This window comes from Amycolatopsis ultiminotia, from assembly GCF_039536925.1.
Classification (GTDB): domain Bacteria; phylum Actinomycetota; class Actinomycetes; order Mycobacteriales; family Pseudonocardiaceae; genus Amycolatopsis; species Amycolatopsis ultiminotia.
The window spans coordinates 342,555-359,018 of record NZ_BAAAZN010000001.1; the positions used below are offsets into that span (position 1 = coordinate 342,555).

At 72.3% G+C, this 16,464-nt stretch carries 14 protein-coding genes; 5 read left to right on the forward strand and 9 right to left on the reverse strand.

Annotation, left to right across the window (positions count from 1 at the left end; all coding sequences use genetic code 11):
- The first annotated feature begins 213 nt into the window (after window positions 1-213).
- The gene (locus ABD793_RS01580; RefSeq protein ID WP_344854421.1) at window positions 214-465 is read left to right on the forward strand and encodes a hypothetical protein; all 252 of its coding nucleotides are present in this window, start codon (window positions 214-216) and stop codon (window positions 463-465) included.
- Between the two features lie 134 nt (window positions 466-599).
- Entirely contained in the window at window positions 600-1,460 is an 861-nt protein-coding gene (locus ABD793_RS01585) for an alpha/beta fold hydrolase (protein WP_344854423.1), read from the forward strand.
- A gap of 51 nt (window positions 1,461-1,511) precedes the next feature.
- On the opposite strand, the gene hpnH is transcribed toward ABD793_RS01585, so the two are convergent.
- From hpnH to hpnC, 7 genes are read right to left on the reverse strand one after another with little or no spacing between them, the layout of a single operon-like run.
- Window positions 1,512-2,513, reverse strand: a complete 1,002-nt coding sequence (gene hpnH / locus ABD793_RS01590; protein WP_344854425.1) for an adenosyl-hopene transferase HpnH — start codon at window positions 2,511-2,513, stop codon at window positions 1,512-1,514.
- 3 nt (window positions 2,514-2,516) lie between these two features.
- Window positions 2,517-3,974, reverse strand: coding sequence for a 4-hydroxy-3-methylbut-2-enyl diphosphate reductase (ispH, locus tag ABD793_RS01595; protein WP_344855747.1), 1,458 nt, complete (start codon window positions 3,972-3,974; stop codon window positions 2,517-2,519).
- Window positions 3,974-5,887: a squalene--hopene cyclase gene (gene shc, locus ABD793_RS01600; protein WP_344854427.1), complete on the reverse strand. Its 1,914-nt coding sequence runs from the start codon at window positions 5,885-5,887 to the stop codon at window positions 3,974-3,976. Before shc ends, ispH begins: the two co-directional genes overlap by 1 nt.
- On the reverse strand, window positions 5,887-6,921 hold the full coding sequence (locus ABD793_RS01605) for a polyprenyl synthetase family protein (protein WP_344854429.1): 1,035 nt from the start codon (window positions 6,919-6,921) through the stop codon (window positions 5,887-5,889). The genes shc and ABD793_RS01605 overlap by 1 nt, the downstream gene beginning before the upstream one ends.
- Before the next feature lie 34 nt (window positions 6,922-6,955).
- Window positions 6,956-8,308: a hydroxysqualene dehydroxylase HpnE gene (gene hpnE, locus ABD793_RS01610; protein ID WP_344854431.1), complete on the reverse strand. Its 1,353-nt coding sequence runs from the start codon at window positions 8,306-8,308 to the stop codon at window positions 6,956-6,958.
- Window positions 8,305-9,165, reverse strand: a complete 861-nt coding sequence (hpnD, locus tag ABD793_RS01615) for a presqualene diphosphate synthase HpnD (RefSeq protein WP_344854433.1) — start codon at window positions 9,163-9,165, stop codon at window positions 8,305-8,307. Before hpnD ends, hpnE begins: the two co-directional genes overlap by 4 nt.
- Window positions 9,162-10,034, reverse strand: coding sequence for a squalene synthase HpnC (hpnC, locus tag ABD793_RS01620; RefSeq protein ID WP_344854435.1), 873 nt, complete (start codon window positions 10,032-10,034; stop codon window positions 9,162-9,164). Before hpnC ends, hpnD begins: the two co-directional genes overlap by 4 nt.
- 176 nt (window positions 10,035-10,210) lie before the next feature.
- On the opposite strand from hpnC, the gene ABD793_RS01625 reads away from it, so the two are divergent.
- On the forward strand, window positions 10,211-11,386 hold the full coding sequence (locus tag ABD793_RS01625) for a PucR family transcriptional regulator (RefSeq protein WP_344854437.1): 1,176 nt from the start codon (window positions 10,211-10,213) through the stop codon (window positions 11,384-11,386).
- A 92-nt stretch (window positions 11,387-11,478) separates the two neighbouring features.
- On the opposite strand, the gene ABD793_RS01630 is transcribed toward ABD793_RS01625, so the two are convergent.
- Window positions 11,479-12,234 (reverse strand): SDR family NAD(P)-dependent oxidoreductase, encoded by a 756-nt coding sequence (locus ABD793_RS01630; RefSeq protein ID WP_344854439.1) that lies wholly within the window; start codon window positions 12,232-12,234, stop codon window positions 11,479-11,481.
- Window positions 12,234-12,899, reverse strand: coding sequence for a VC0807 family protein (locus ABD793_RS01635; RefSeq protein WP_344854442.1), 666 nt, complete (start codon window positions 12,897-12,899; stop codon window positions 12,234-12,236). Before ABD793_RS01635 ends, ABD793_RS01630 begins: the two co-directional genes overlap by 1 nt.
- 106 nt (window positions 12,900-13,005) lie before the next feature.
- Between ABD793_RS01635 and ABD793_RS01640 the strand changes: the two genes are divergently transcribed.
- Window positions 13,006-13,977, forward strand: a complete 972-nt coding sequence (locus ABD793_RS01640) for a DMT family transporter (protein ID WP_344854445.1) — start codon at window positions 13,006-13,008, stop codon at window positions 13,975-13,977.
- A 14-nt stretch (window positions 13,978-13,991) separates the two neighbouring features.
- The gene (locus ABD793_RS01645) at window positions 13,992-16,448 is read left to right on the forward strand and encodes an MGDG synthase family glycosyltransferase (RefSeq protein WP_344854447.1); all 2,457 of its coding nucleotides are present in this window, start codon (window positions 13,992-13,994) and stop codon (window positions 16,446-16,448) included.
- The last annotated feature ends 16 nt before the right edge of the window (window positions 16,449-16,464 follow it).

The window sequence follows — 16,464 nt, forward strand, 5'->3', positions numbered from 1 at the left end:
TGGTGAGGCAGGATCCCGTGAGGCAGGGTCGGGGTGGGCAGGGTCCGGCGAGGCAGGGTCGGGGTGGGCAGGGTCCGGCGAGGCAGGGTCGGCGCGAGCGGCGCCGGGATTCCCCCGGCCGGCGGGAGCGGCGGGAGTACGGCCGGTGGGAGGATCGGCGGCGGGCGAGCCGGTGGTGGCGGAGTCGGGCACGGGTCCGACTCTAGACCCAAATTGTTCGATCGTCGAACTACCCGGGACGGAGGACGCGCGGGTGGCCGGGCGCGCACGTACGCCGAGGCGGCCCCGGGTGCGGCGCCGTTCGCCGAACTGTCCCATTTCTCGCTCGACGAACGGCTCGGCGAGGAGGCGGTCGCCGTGGTGTCGCCGGCACCGGATGCGCGCGCCGAGCCGGCGGAGATCGTGGCCTGGGCCAGTGGACTGCCGAACGGCCCGAGCCGGAAGATTGCCGAACTCCCACCGTGAAGGTCCACAACGGACACCGGCGGGCCGGTCTCGGGGCTGGGCGGGGTCTGACAAAGCCTTGGCCCGGGTGTCCGCCTGCGGACGGCCGAGGTGTGCCGGACCGTCCACTGTGCTCACCCGCTACCGTGGCGGGTATGGCGGGACACAGGACCGTGCGGGTGCCGGTCGAGGGTGGAGAGCTGGCGGTGGAGGTCGCCGGCGGCGGGCGGCGGGCGGTGCTCGCGGTGCACGGCCTGACGGGCAACTGCCGGTTGTGGAACTGGCTGCGTGCGGAGGCGCCGGAAATCGCGTTGGTGATGCCGGATCTGCGGGGGCGGGCGGGCAGTTACCGGGTCGCCGGGCGGTCGTCGGTCCGCCGGCACGCCGAAGATCTGGTTCGGGTGCTCGACGCGCTGGAGCTGGACGTCGTGGCGGTGTGCGGGATGTCCATGGGCGGCTTCGTCGCGGTGGAGCTGGCCACGCGCTGGCCGGGGCGGGTGCGCGGGCTGGTGCTCGTCGACGGCGGGCTGCCGATGGCGGTGCCTGCCGGGCTGACCCCGGACGCGCTACCGGCGGCGTTCGCGCCGCAGCTGGAACGGGTCTCGCGGCGCTGGGCGGACGTCGACGAGTACCTGGCGTACTTCCTCCACAGCAATCCGCTGCTCGACCCGCGGGATCCGCTGCTGCGCGACTGTCTCGAACACGATCTCGACGACGGCCGGGTGCTGCTCGGCCGGGAAGCGGTGCTGGCCGACGCGACGGACGTGTTCTTCGGCGAACACCGCTGGCGTGCTCTTGCCACCCCGACCGAACTCGTGTGTGCCGAGTGGAGTGCCGGTGCGGATACGCCGCCTGCCTACTCCGCCGAGGCGCTCGCGGAATTCCGCGAAGCGCTGCCGGTGCTGGGCCGTCCTCGCCGCATCGCCGGAACCGACCACGCGGGCACCGTGATGACGCGCGCCGGCGCGGCAGTCGTCGGCGCGGCACTGCACGACGTCCTGCTCCGCGTCCGGTGAAGGGCCGCGGGTGGAAGAAACCCGCGGCCCTTCACCGGGAACGCCGGGAACTCAGTGGCCCACGGCCGCCCGGACCGTCTCCTTCAGCGAACCGAGCGTGGCGATCACCGCGGTCGGTTCGTAACCGCAGTGCGCCATGCAGTTGTCGCAGCGCGGGTCCTTGCCGCGGCCGAACTTGTCCCACTCGGTCGTTTCGATCAGCTCCTGGTAGGTCTCCGCGTAGCCGTCGTCGAGCAGGTAGCACGGGCGCTGCCAGCCCAGCAGCGAGTAGGACGGGATGCCCCACGGTGTGCACTCCAGATCGCGTTTGCCCTCGATGAAGTCGAGGAACACCGGCGAATGGTTGAGCCGCCACCGCTTGCGGTTGCCGCCGCCGAAGGCCTTCGAGAACAGCTCCCTCGTCTGCTGCACACCCAGCCAGTGGTCCTGGTCCGGGGCCTTCTCATAGGCGTATCCGGGCGAGATCTGCATGTTGTCGACGCCGAGATCGTTGAGGTAGTCGAGTACGCCGATCACGTCCTGCGGGGTGTCCCCGGTGAAGAACGTGGTGTTCGTCATCACCCGGAAACCCTTTTCCTTGGCCAGTTTGATCGCGTCGACCGCGGCCTGGAACCCGCCCTGTTTGCGCACCGAGGCGTCGTGCCGCTCCTCGAGGCCGTCGATGTGCACCATCCACGCGAAGTTGCGGTGCGGCTTGAACTTGTGGATGTGCTTGGACAGCAGCAGCGCGTTGGTGCACAGGAAGATGATCTTGTTGCGGTCCAGCAGCTGCCGGGTGATCTCGTCGATCTGCGGGTGCATCAGCGGTTCGCCGCCCGCGATGGACACCATCGGCGCGCCGCTCTCCTCGATCGCCCCGACCGCCTGCTCGACCGGCATCCGCTGCTTGAGCAGCGTGTGCGGCTGCGCGATCTTGCCGCAGCCGCCGCATTTGAGGTTGCACGCGAACAGCGGTTCCAGCTCGACCAGCAGCGGGAACTTCTCGTTGCGCCGCAGCTTCTGCTTCAGCAGATAGCCGCCCAGCCGGATGGACTGGCGTAACGGCATGGCCATGGCTCAGAGCACCTCCCGAGGTAGGGTGAACGTGATTTCCTCTTCCGTCAGCCGGCTTTCGGCGACGGTGACCGGTCCCAGTCCGGCAAGGCCCGCGACCACCTCGCGCACGAGGTGCGGGGGAGCCGAGGCTCCCGCGGTGAGGCCGATCCGGCCCGCGCCGGACAGCAGGCGCAGGTCGACGTCGGCACTGCCGTCCACCAGGACGGCCCGCGTGCCCTCGCGCTCGGCGACCTCCACGAGCCGGCGCGAATTGGACGAGTTGCCGGATCCCACCACCAGCACCAGATCCACTTCGCGTGCGATCGCGCGCAGCGCCTGCTGCCGGTTGGTGGTGGCGTAACAGATGTCGTCTTTGCGGGGCGCGGCGAGCCCGGGGAACCGTTCGCGCAGCACGGACGCGATGTCCTCGGCCTCGTCGAGCGCCAATGTGGTCTGCATGGTGTAGGCGACCTTCGCCGCGTCCGGCGCGGTGACGGTGCGCGCGGTCGCCACGTCGCCGACCACCACGACGTCGTCGGGTGCTTCGCCGACGGTGCCTTCCACCTCCTCGTGCTCGGCGTGCCCGATCAGGAAAACCGTGTCGCCGCGGCCGCTGTACCGGCGGACTTCGTTGTGCACCTTGGTGACCAACGGGCAGGTCGCGTCGATCACGGACAGTCCGCGGACAGCTGCGTCCCGCCGGACGGTGGGGGAGACCCCGTGTGCGGCGAACACCAGCGTTGCGCCTTCGGGCACATCGGCGACCTCGTCCACGAACACCGCGCCCCGCTCCTGCAGCCGGCGGACGACGTGGGTGTTGTGCACGATCTGCCGCCGCACGTAGACCGGCGCGCCGTGCTTGTCCAGCGCGCGTTCCACGATGTCGATCGCCCGCTCCACCCCGGCGCAGAACGACCGCGGGCTGGCCATCAGCACCGCACGGGGCCGCAGCGCCGAGGACCACGCGGCGAACGCCGGTGCGGCCGCACGCAGGCGCCGCAGCCCGGTGAGCCCGTTCGCGACCGTGCCCGGCCGCAGCAGCGGCTCACCGACAGTGTCCACAATGGCCCGCACGACGGCGAACGGTTCGCCGGGCGAGGCGAGCCACGGCGACTCCATGTCGACCGCCAGCGCACCGGTCTCCGCGAGCGCCACCCGTTCCCGCTCGCGCACCACGTGGTCGCTGCCGACTACCGGTCCGGTGTGGACGGTCAGGCCGAGCCGTCGCAGCTCGCCCGCGAGCAGGGTGGCGGACGGCACCGGGACCGTCCCTTGCGGAGCGCGTACTTCGGTGGCGACCACGAGGTCGCCGGGGCGTACGTGTGGCGCCAGCCCGCCGCCGATTCCCGCCACGAGCCGCGGCCCGGCCGGGAGCCGGGCCGCGGCAGCAGCCGACCGGCGCGGGCCGAGTCCGGTGTGCACGCCGCCCCGCACGGCCAGCTGCTCGATCCGCAACGGTGTGCAGACCAGCGCCGGGATCACGAGCCGCCCCGCAGGTACCTGCCGAGTGCGGACACCGGGAACACCACGCGGTACAGGTGGTAGGCGAGGTAGAAATCGCCGGGAAACCCGGTGCCGGTGTGCTTGTCCTCGTCCCAGCCGCCGTCGTCCCGCTGCCGGTCGCACAGCCACGCCACCCCTCGGGTGACCACTTCGGACTCGCGCTCACCGGCGGCCAGCAGCGCCAGCAACGCCCACGCGGTCTGCGACGGCGTGGAGTCACCGCGCCCGGCCCACGCGGGATCGTCGTAGGACCGCAGGTCCTCGCCCCATCCGCCGTCGGCGTTCTGGTGCTCGGCAAGCCACTGCACTGCCCGCCGGATCCGCGGATCACGGCCGGGGACGCCCGCGGCGACCAGTGCGGGCACGACCGCGCCGGTGCCGTACACGTAGTTCGCGCCCCAACGGCCGAACCAGGATCCGTCGGGCTCCTGGTTGTCCAGCATCCATCGCACCCCGCGCCGGCACTGCCTGCTGTCGGTTTTGCCTTCCGCGGCCAGCATTTCCACCACGTGCGCGGTCACGTCCGCGGACGGCGGATCGATCACCGCGCCGAAATCGCAGAACGGCAGTTTCGTGGCGAGCACCCGGGTGTTGTCCGCGTCGAAGGCACCCCATCCGCCGTCGCCGGACTGCATGCCCTCCAGCCAGCGCACACTGCGGTCGACCGCGGCCCTGATCCGCAGATGGTCGGGTTTGCCCATGCGGCGCACCGCGAGCACCACTTCCGCGGTGTCGTCGGTGTCCGGGTAGTTGTCGTTGGCGAACTCGAAGGCGAACCCGCCGGGGTCCAGCGCCGGACGGCGCACCGCCCAGTCGCCCGGCACCCGGATTTCCTCGCCCAGCATCCATTCCGCGGCCTGCACCAGGGTTTCGTCGCCGGCGGAGACCCCGGCGTCGAGCAGTGCGTTCATCGCCAGCGCGGTGTCCCACACCGGGGACTGGCACGCCTCCAGCCTGCGCACCCAGCCCTGCTCGGTTTCCTCGCGGATGGTGAAGCCCTCGAGCCCGGCCAGCCCTGCCTTGAGCGCGGGGTGCGTCAGCGGGTAGCCGAGCAGGTGCAGGGCCAGGATCGAATAGACCCACGGCGGCTGGATGCCACCCCAGGACCCGTCGGCCTCCTGCCGCGCCAGGATCCATTCCGCGGCCTGTTTCAGCGCGACCTTGCGCACCGGGTTGAACGGCAGTTTCGCGTACGCGTGCAGTGCGGTGTCGAGGTTCTGGAAAAGCCCGTCCCAGGTCCACGGTGCGCGCGTTTTCGCCGGGGTCTTCCCGATCCGCAGCTCCGCCACGTCGAACGGCAGGGCGCGCACCGGCCGCAGCGTGCCGACGACGGTGAGCGGCACGATGGTCTGCCGTGCCCAGCACGCGAAATCGTAAACGTTGAGCGGGAACCAGGACGGCAGGAAGACCAGCTCCGGTGGCAGGTTCGGCAGCTCGTCCCAGGACCACTGGCCGAACAGCGCCAGCCAGATCCGGGTGAACACCCGCGTTCCCTCGAGCCCGCCGTGCCCGCGGACGAACCCGGCGGCCGAGGTCAGCCACGGTGCGTCCGGCGGATCACCGGCCAGCCGCAGCGCCACCCACGCCTCGACCGTGGTGGACAGGTCGGCGGGCCCGCCGGGAAACGTCGCCCAGGTGCCGTCCGCGCGTTGCTGCGAACGGATCCAGCGCGCCGACTCCTCGGCGACCTGCGGGGTGAGGATGCCCAGGAAATGGCGCAGCAGCAGGTCTTCGGCGTCCATCGTGACGTTGGTGGCCAGCTCGCCCTTCCACCAGCCCGCCGGATGCTGTTCGCGGCGCAGGAACCCGACGCCCGCGGCCAGGGTCTGCTCGGGGGTCCGCCGCGCGGGGACGGGACTGCCTGTGGTCTCCGGAACGGTCTGGGTCATCACGCCTCCCGGTGCACGATGAAACGGGCGATGTCGGTCAGCTCGCCGCGCGGTCCCGCCGGGATCGCGGCCAGCGCCTGTTCGGCGCCGGCCACCCGGCGCGCGGCCTCGGCGGTGGCCCACTCGCGGCCACCCGCGGCCTGCACGAGCGCGGCCGCGCGGGCCAGGTCGGTCTCGTCGGCGGGTTCCGGTCCGGCGAGCCATCCGGCCAGTTCCCGGCCGGGCTCGCCGCCGTGCGTCGTGGCGTAGGTGATCGGCAGCGACTTCTTGCGGGCCCGCAGATCGGAGAACACCGGCTTGCCGGTCACCACGGGGTCACCCCAGATGCCGAGCACGTCGTCCACGAGCTGGAAGGCGAGCCCGATCTCCTCGCCGAACACCGCCAGCGCGTCGACCACCTCGGCAGGTGCGCCGGCGAGCACCGCGCCGATCGCGGCACTCCCGGACAGCAGCGCACCGGTCTTACCGCCTGCCATCTCCACGCATTCCTCGAGCGTCACGTCGTCGCGCTGTTCGAACTCGACGTCGAGCACCTGGCCCTTGATCAGCCGCCGGGTGGTCTCGGCCAGCAGCCGCGCGGCCGGCACCGCCTGCGGGGAACCACTGTCCAGCACCACTTCCTGGGCGAGCGCGAGCATGGCGTCGCCGGTGAGGATCGCACTCGCCGAGCCCCACAGCGACCACACCGTCGGCCGGTGCCTGCGTTCGGTGTCACCGTCCATCAAATCGTCGTGGACGAGTGAGAAGTTGTGCACCAGCTCCACGGCTACCGCGCCGGGCACCCCGGTCTCCGGCTGTGCGCCGGCGGCTTGTGCGGACACCACGGCGAGCGCCGAGCGCACCGCCTTGCCGCCGTTGCCCTGCGACGGCACGCCGTGTGCGTCGGTCCAGCCGAGGTGGTAGGCGCTGATCGCACGGCTGGTCTCGTCCAGCCGGTCGACAGCGGTGCGCAACGCGGGCTGGACCACGTCGCGGGTGCGGCCGAGCACGTCCGGAACCGCCCTGGCCGCTGCGGATCGCATGGTGGCGGTCATGATGCCGTCTCCGCGGAAGAAAACACGCCGGTGGTCATGCTCCGACTCCCTCCTTCTTCTCGGGCACGTTCTGTTCGAGGAGGGCGACGGCCGCGGCCGCACCGCTGCGGGCCGCGCCCTCCATCGTCGCGGGCCAGCCGGTGGCGGTCCACGCGCCTGCCAGGTAGAGCCCGGCCGCGGCGGTCGTCGCGGGCGGGCGCAGCGACGCGGTACCCGGACCCGGCCGGAACGTCGCGTGCCGCTCGCGGGTGACGAAGAAATCCAGCACCTGCGCGGTACGGACCTCGGGCAGCAGCCCGGTCAGCTCCGGCAGCAGCCGTTCCCGCAACGTCGCGGCGGGCAAGTCGATCTCGGCGTCCGCGGCGGACAACGACATCGCGAGGTACTGCCCACCGGCCAGCCCGGACTGTGCGGTGCGGTCGAACACCCACTGCACCGGGGTGCGTACCCCGGCCACGAACGGCTCGTCGAGCACCTTCCGGTCCAGCACCACGTGCACGTTGACGATCGGCGACGAGCCGAGCCCGCCGGACCAGCCGTCCGGCAGCCGGATCGCACCCGGCGGTGCGAGCCGTTCGGTGACCGGTGGTGGCGTGGCGAGCACGACCTGTCCGAACGTTTCCGGGCCCGCATCGGTGCGCAGCCGCCAGGCGCCCTCGTCTGCGGTGAGCTCGCGGACCTTCGTGCCGGTCCGCACTTCGGCGCCGGCCTCGGTGAGCCGGGCGAGCGCCGGATCGCCGTGCAGTTCCCGCAACGGCACCAGCGACCAGCCGATGTCGGCCGCGGCGGGATCGGTGAGCAGACCCTCCTGGAAGACGGTGGCGGCGAGACTCAGCGACGCCTCGTCCGCGGTCGCGTTGAGCGTTGCCACGCCGACCAGGTCCCACAGCGCTTCGATCGCCGCCGCGCTCTGCCCGTGCCGGCGCAGCCATTCCCCGAACGACTGGCGGTCGGTGCGATCGTCGGCCGGGTCCACCCGGCGCAGCGCGAGCGCGGCGAGGGCGAACCGGGCCCGGTCCAGCGGACGCAGTGGCTCGTACCGCAGCAGGGAACCCGCCAGGTGCAGCGGTGCGGGCAGATCACCGCGGCGCAGCCAGGCCGCCTCCGGCGCACCGGGCGTACGGATCGGGATTTCCAGCCGTGGCTGCAGCAGCACCCGGTCGGCGACGCCGAGCCGGTCCAGCAGCGCGCGGTAAGCGGTGCAGCAGCGGAGGAACACGTGCTGGCCGTTGTCCACGTGCAGGCCGTCGCGGCTGAACGAATGGGTGAGCCCGCCGAGGTGCGGGCGCGCCTCGAACAGCGTCACCCGGCGCCCGGCGTCCACACAGGCGAGTGCGGTGGCGATGCCCGCGAGCCCGCCGCCGACCACCGCGACCGGGGTGCTCATCGTCGGATCCCGGTGAGCGCGCGGACCGCCACCACCGCCTTTTCCCGGCCGGACAGCGAAAGCCGTCGGTCGAACACGCGGGACGGCTGCTCGTCGATCCGGTCCAGCAGGGTGCGGTAGATGCCCGACATCGCGGTGCAGCAGGCGGCGCTGCGGCGATCGAGCGAGGGGACCAGCCGCAGGCCGCGGGCGTACCAGTCCCGTGCCCGCGCGGTGCTTTCCCGGATCAACGCGGTCAGGCCGCCGCCCGGATCGGCCAGCCTGCCGTCTTCGCCGACCGAAAGCCCGACCCCGAACCGGTCGAGCTCCTCCTTCGGCAGATACACCCGGCCGTTGAGCAGATCCTCCCGGATGTCGCGCAGGATGTTGGTCTGCTGCAAGGCGATGCCCAGTTCGTCGGCGTAGGTCGGGGCATCCGGTTCCGGTCTGCTGCCGAACACGCCGAGGCACAGCCTGCCGACCGAACCGGCGACGCAGCGGCAGTACTCCACCAGTTCCTCGAACCGCAGGTACTCGCGGCCGGTCACGTCCATCTCGACGCCGTCCAGCAGTTCCTCGAACGCACCGAGCGGGATCGGGTAGCGGCGGGCCGCGTCGGCGACCGCGAGGTGGACCGGATCGGTGCTCGCCGACAGGTCGCCGAGCGACTTGCGCACCCCGGCGAGGCCCTGGAGCTTCGCCTCGGCGGGCTGCTCGGTGTCGTCGCCGATGTCGTCGATGATCCGGGCGAGCGCGTACACCGCGCACAGCGCGGACCGCTTGTCCGGTGGCAGCAGCCGGATCCCGTAGTAGAAGTTGCGTGCCTGTTCCCTGGTGACCTGCGCGCAGTGCGTGTACGCGTCTTCGACCGTGGTCATCCGGACCGCCTCCCTGTCCTCGCGCTCACCTGGAGCCAGCCCAGCCAGCCCAGTACCCCGGCCCGGCTCGGGCGGGCCGGGGCGGCGAGCACGTCCCCGCGGCTCGCGCGCAGCGCGTCCACCGCGGCGAGCCCGCCGGCCAGGAAGCCGCTCACCGCGAGCCGCCCCCACCCCGGCAGCAGCCCGACGAGATCCGCGCCGCTGCCCAGCAGGACGGCGGCGCGGTCGGTTTCCCAGCGCATCAGCTCTTTCAAGCGGGGCGACGCGTGCGCGGCGCCCAGGTCCTCCTCGGCGACCCCGAACGCGGCGAGGTCCTCCTGCGGCAGGTAGATCCGCCCGGCGCGGTAGTCCTCGCCGACGTCCTGCCAGTGCTCCACCAGCTGCAGACCGCTGCAGATCCGGTCGGACAGCCCGGTCGCCTTCTCGTCGTGCACGTCCAGCAGCGAAAGCACGATCCGGCCGACCGGATCGGCGGACAGCCGGCAGTAGGCTCGCAGGTCGGCGTAGGCCGGGTAGCGCAGCACGTGCTGGTCCTGCAGGTTCGCCTGGACGAGGTGCCGGAACGGTTCCTCCTCGACCCGCCCCGCCCGGATCGCCGGGACCAGCGCGCGCAGCGCCGGATGTGCGGCCTCGGCACCGCCGAACACCGCGGACAGCTCCTCGTCGAACGCCTCGAGCTGGGCGACCCGGTCGCCCTCGGCCTCGTCGCCGAGGTCGTCGATGGTGCGCGCGACGCCGTAGACCGCGACGAGGTCGTCGCGCAGCCGCCGCGGCAGAAGCCGCAGCGCGACCGGGAAGTTCTCCGCGTGCCGCTTCGCCGGCAGACCGTCCGCATCCGGACTGTGACGGCCGGGTGAAGTGGATGTCATCGAAGCAAGTCTGGCGCGCCCGGATGGGCGTCTTCTGCAACCGGAAGGAGAATTTTGCTGGCTTCGACTTGGCACGAGACGACAAAGTGGGGTGAGGATAGGGCGGCGGCTCGGGGACCCGCAGGCATCGACGGAGGGACGGCCCGGAGGAGATGGGACCAGATCAGGTGACCCGGATGGGCGAGCTGGAATCCGTCGTGACCAGGCGGCTGCCGGCGATCCTCAACGAGGTCCGCGACCAGTTGGTCGACCAGCACCCGGATTACGCGGAATTCCTCACCGAGGAACTGGCCGAAATCGTCACCGCGAGCACGGGGTTCGTGCGGCGGCTGATCAACCTTGCCGCCGAGGCGGGCGAGCAGGACCCGCCGGAGCTCGGTTCCGGGGTCGAGCAGGTGGTGTTCGAGGAGATCGGCCGCACCCAGTATCGCCAGGGACGGCGGGTCACCAGCCTGCTGTCCGCCTACCGGGTCGGCGCGCGCATCGCGTGGCGGCACGTGTCGGAGGTGGCACTCGAGCTCGAGGTGCCCGCCGAGCTGTTCGCCTCGCTGGCCACCACCGTGTTCGCGCTCGTGGACCAGCTGTCGGAATCGTCGTTGCGCGGGTACCTGCAGGAACAGTCCGACGGGGTGCGGGTCCGCGAACGCCTGCGCGACGATCTGACCGAACTGCTGCTGTCCGACCGCGCGGACATGGCCACGGTCCGGGCCGCCGCGACGCGGGCGGTGTGGCGGCTGCCCCGCCAGGCGGCGGTCGTGCTGGTGGAGGACGACAACGAGCTGGGCCGGGAGCTGGTGTCCCGGCTCGACGACACCTGCCTGCGGTTGCGCCGTCCTGGCCTGCTGGTCACGATCGTGCCCGATCCGGGCGGGCCGGGACGGCGGGCGTGGCTGGCGCGGGCGCTGCGCGGCGCCGGCGCGGTGGTGGGCGCGTCGGTGCCGGTCGACCGGCTCCCCGCCAGCCTGCGGATCGCCGAGGTCACCGCCCGGCTGCGCCGGGACCACCTGCTCAGCGACGATCCGGTGTTCGCCGACGAGCACCTCGACGCGATCATCGTGCACCGTGACGACCGGCTGCTCGACGCGCTGCGCGAGCAGGTGCTGGCCCCGCTGGCCGAGCTGAACGACTCGTCGCGGGAACGGCTGTCCACCACGCTTACCTCGTGGCTGCTGCATCTGGGTGACCGCAAAGCGGTGGCCGAGGACCTGCACATCCACCCGCAGACGGTGTCCTACCGGCTCGGCAGGCTGCACGAGCTGTTCGGGCCGTCGCTGGACGATCCCGCGTCGCGGGCCACCCTGCTGCTGGCACTGGGCTGGGGGCCACCCGGAAATCCGGGCGAACCCGCGTGATCTGGGGAATAACCCTGATGCCCCCGATGCTTAGCAGGGCTAAGTTCAGGAATGCCCGAACCGGCGTCGTGGGAGGAGGTGCGGTGGACCGGTCAGCTTTCCGCCCCGAAGCGCGTCGCGAGCGCCCGGTATGCGCCGGGGACCACGCCACGCAGCGCCACCGGCACCCGCAGCCACCGCGGCAGGTAGTAGTCGCCGGGTTTCCCGGCGGCCCGCACGACGGCAGCGGCCACGCGTTCGGCACTGATCGGCCGCGGCGAACTGCGGGTGTAGGGACGGCCCCGGCGTTCGAAGAATTCGGTGCGGACGACTCCCGGCACGACCACGCCCACCGTCACCCCGGTGCCGTCGAGCTCGAAGCGGAGGCTGTCGGCGAACGCGTCGAGGCCCGATTTGGTGGCTGCGTACACCGCTTCGCCGGCCACCCCGGTGCGCCCGGCGATCGAGGTGACGAACACGATTCGGCCGTGGCGCCGCTCCAGCATCGACGGCAGCAGTGCCCTGGTCAGCTCCAGCGGTGCGGTCAGGTTCACCGCGACCAGCCGCGTGAGCCGGTCGGCGGGCAGTTCGGGCAGCGGTCCGGCCCAGCCGAGTCCGGCGTTGTGCACCAGCAGATCGAGCGAACCGGACAGGGCCAGCACGCGGTCCGCGAGCCGGGTCGCCTCGCCCGGTTCGGCGAGGTCGGCGACCAGTGCGGTACCGCCGGTCTCGGTGGCGAGCGCGGCGAGGCGGTCCCGGTCGCGGCCGTGCAGCAGGACGTGCGTGCCGCCGGCGGCGAGTATCCGCGCGGTGGCCGCGCCGATGCCGGCGGACGCCCCGGTGACCAGTGCGGTGCCGAAGCCGGGCATCAGCCGACCGGCAGGGCCGCGGGCCGCCTGCCCATCCGCAGCACGATGCCTTCCGAGCGCAGCGAACGCCGGAACCACCACAGCGAGCCGAGGATGGCGAGCCCGACCAGGCTGTACGAACCGGCGGTGCTGACCATCAGGAAGTTGCCCACCGTGGCCTTCGCCAGCAGCACCAGCGTGACCGCGCCGTTCACCGCGAAGACGAGTGCCCACAGCAGCGAGACCCGCTGGAAGAACCGCCGCATGCCGGGGTGGCCGGACAGGGTGTCCGGGAACGAGCAGAAGTCGCCCGCCAGCCGCGCGAGCAGCGGTTTGTTGAACGGCGCGGACACCAGGAACAGGCTCGCGACCACGAAGTTCTGTAGGGTCGGCTGCAGGAAGTACAGGAATGCGCTGCCGGTGACCAGGCCCAATACGGTGCGCGCGACCAGCAGTGCGGTGGTCAGCAGCAGCACGGCGGGCACCGGCTTGCGCAGCACGAGCCGGGTCAGCACGACGGTGACCGACCAGCACAGCGCGGCGAGCACGCCGCTGTCGAAGCTCACCAGGGTCAGCAGGAGGTAGAAGAGGCCGGCCGGGACCAGCGTCGACTCCAGGAGATGCCGGCCTCCGCCCACCAGGAGATTGCGGAACGAGGGGAGGTCGATCGTCAGATGGTGTCGCATGCGGTGTCAGCTACCTCCGGTGCGCGGGTCGACCGGTCCCCTCCACGGCTCCGGCACGTCCACAGCATAGGCACGCCGGATGGGAATGGTGTGAGGTGAGTATTCCATGACTGCCGCCACGGGGGTGTCGCTGTTCGTGGCCGTACCCGCCGCGGTGCTGGGTGCGGCGTGCATGGGGCTCGCGAGCGCCGCACAGGCGAGGGCCACCAAGGAGGTGGAGACCGGCAAGCCGCTCGACCTCACGCTGTTCCGGCGGCTCGTCGGACGACCATTGTGGCTGATCGGCATCGCGGCCACCGTGCTGGGGCTGGTCCTGCAGCTCGTCGCCCTCGCCTACGGTCCGTTGCTGCTGGTCCAGCCGCTGCTGGTGACGTCGCTGATGTTCGCGGGCTTCCTCTCCGCCCGGCTCGAGCGGCGGCGTCCCGACCGGGTGATGAGCTTCGGCGGACTGCTGTGCGTGGCGGGGCTGGCCGCGTTCCTCGTGGTCGCCCGGCCCAGCGGCAACGGCGACGTGCTGCTCACCGGGTCGGCGCTGCTGCCGCTGGGCATCGCGCTGGCCGCGCTCACCCTGATCGGGCTCGGGTTCGCCGCCTACAGCCGGTCCGGTTCGCTGCGCGTGCTCGGCCTCGCGGTCGCCACCGGCGTGCTCTACGGCCTGACCGCGGGCCTGATGAAGGTCGTCGCGGGCCAGTTCCGGGCGGGCATCGACGAGCCGTTCAAGCACTGGACGCTCTACATCGTGTGCGTTGTCGGCCCGCTCGGGTTCCTGCTCAGCCAGAACACCTTCCAGCAGGGCCGGTTCCTCACCCCGGCGCTCGCCGTGATCACCGCGCTGGACCCGCTCGTCGGGGTCGCGATCGGGCTGTCCTGGATGGGCGAGTCGGCGAACGGCACACCGCTCGCGCTGTTCGGCGAGGCACTGGGCGGCCTGGTGATCGTGATCGGCATCGCGATGCTCTCGACGAGGGCCTCGCACCTGTCGGTCGACCAGCCGGGCGAATCCGCCGAACACACCGAGGCGGAACGCCCGGGATCGGACCCGGACGACGGGTACGGTCTGGCCGGGTCCACCTGTTAGTCGAAGGGGGCACGGTGGAGCGCGTGCTGATCGTCTCCGCGGACATGGGGGAAGGGCACAACGCCACCGGACGGGCGCTGGAGGGCGCGGTCCGGCAGCGCTGGCCGGATGCGACCGTGCGCTGGATCGACGCACTCGAGGCGCTCGGTCCCGGCTTCGGGCCGCTGTTCCGCCGCATCTACGTCGCGAACGTCGAGACCACCCCGTGGCTGTACGAGTTCTTCTACCGTGCGATCGGGCGGATCGCCTGGTTCGCCGCGGCCAGCCGCTGGTGCACCGCGGTCTGGTGCGGGCGGCGGCTGGCGAAGCCGGTCGCCCGGTTCGCGCCGGATCTGGTGCTCTCGACCTATCCGATGGGCACCGCGGGGCTGGCCTGGCTGCGCCGCCGCGGCAGGCTCGACGCGCCGATCGGCGCGTGGGTCTCGGATTTCGCGCCGCATCCGTTCTGGGTCTACGGCTCGGCGGACCTGACCATGGTGATGCACGACGTCGCGGTGGAGCCTGCGTTGCGCTGCTCGCCCGCGGCGCACGTCGGGGTGTCCGCGCCGCCGGTGCGCGCGCAGTTCCGGCCGGGGGACCGGACCGGTGCCCGGCAGCACCTCGATCTGCCGCCGGATGCGTTCGTCGCGCTCGTGTCCTGCGGGTCGCTCGGGTTCGGCGACGTCGAGGAGACCGTGCACGAGCTGCTGGCCGCGGATCCGGACGTGCTGCCGGTCGTGGTCTGCGGGCGGAACGAGGCGCTCGCGCAGCGGTTGCGCGCGCTGCCGGAACCCCGGCTGCGCGTGCTCGGCTGGACCGACGAAATGGCGCGCTACACAATCGCGTCGGACGTGGTGGTGACCAACGCGGGCGGGGCGACCGGGCTGGAGGCGCTGGCGTGTGGCCGTCCGCTGCTGATGCACCGGCCGATCGCCGCGCACGGGCGGGCGAACGCCGCGCTGATGGCCGCGGCCGGGCTCGCCCTGGTGTCCGAAAAGGACGGTGAACTGACCGCGACGGTGCGGGCACTGCTGTCCGAACCGGAGCGGCTCAAGGCGATGGCCGAGGCGGCTGCCCGGCACAGCGAGACGGCGACCCCCCTGGTGCGGGCGCTGGAATCACTCGTTTCGGAGGCGCGGAACCCGGCGCCGCGGCGGCTGCGTGCGGAGGACTCGCTGTTCCTGCACGTCGCCACGCCCGAGGTACCGCAACAGGTCGGCGCGGTACTGCTGTTCGATCCGAAGGCCGACGGTTCACCGGTGACCCGCGCGGACGCGGAGCACCTGGTCTCGGCGACGCCCGGCCTGCGTGCCCGGCTGCTGCCCGGCAGCGGGTTGTGGCGGCCGAAGTGGCAGGAGGACCCGGCGCGGTCCGCGGCGGACGTGCTCACCGACGTCCAGGTCGGTCCCGACGCGGAGCTGGACACCGCGGTGACCGAGGCGATGGACGAGTTCTTCTCCGTTGCGGTCACTCCGGAGCATCCGGTCCGCGCTCGTCTGGTGACCGGGATCGAAGGGGGACAGGGTGCGCTGCTGATCGCCCTGCACCATGCGGCCAGTGACGGTATCGCGGTGATCAGCGCGCTGGTCGGCCAGGCGAGGGGGAAGGTCGCGGTGGTCGCACCGCCCCCCGCCCCCCGGCGCCGGGATTTCCTGCGGCGGCTGCGCTCCTGGCGAGAGCCGGTGCCGGGGGGCGGGGATCGGAACTTCTTGCGGCGGGTGCGCGCCCGGACGGAACCGGCGCCGGGTGGCGGCGTGCGCCGGGGTGCGGCCGCGGAGCTGGCGCGCGGAGTGTGGGCGCTGGCCAAGGCAGGCGCCGCGCCCCGGGTGCGGTGGGAGAAGCGGATTGACGGTCCGCGAAGGCATTACGTGCGAGCTCATCTCGCCGCGCCGCAGGTGCGGGCCGCCGCGCGGCGGATCGGGGTGCCGACCACCGATCTCGTGCTGGCGCTCGTCGCCGAGGCACTGCATCGTGAGCTCGCCGCGGACGCCCCGGAGCGGATGCGGGTGCTGATCCCGATGTCGATCCGCGACACCGGCACGTTCCGGCAGCTCGGCAACCACACCGGCGCCGCGTCGGTGGATCTGCCGACCGGCCCGATGCCGTTGCCCGACCGGGTGCGCGCGACCCACGAGCTACTGGCCGCCCAGGTCGGCCGCGGGGCACCGCGCGCGGGCAACGCCGTGGTGCGCGTACTGGGCGTCCTGCCGCCGTGGCTGCACCACCGGCTGGCCCGGCTCGTCTACCGCGGCACCTGGTTCAGCGTGATCGCCTCGGTGCTGCCCGGAGCCCGCGCACCGGTGGTGCTGAACGGTGCGCGGGTGCGCACGGTGTACCCGGTGCTGTCGCTCGCCCCCGGGGTTCCGGTCGCGGTCGGCCTGATGACCTGGGCGGACCGGTTCACGGTGTGCGTGACGGTGCCCGCGGGCCACTCTGCCCGCGGCGACCGGCTGGCCGCCGCGGTGACCGAGGCGTTCGACCGGCTGGGCTGAAACGCTCTTGGTGCCA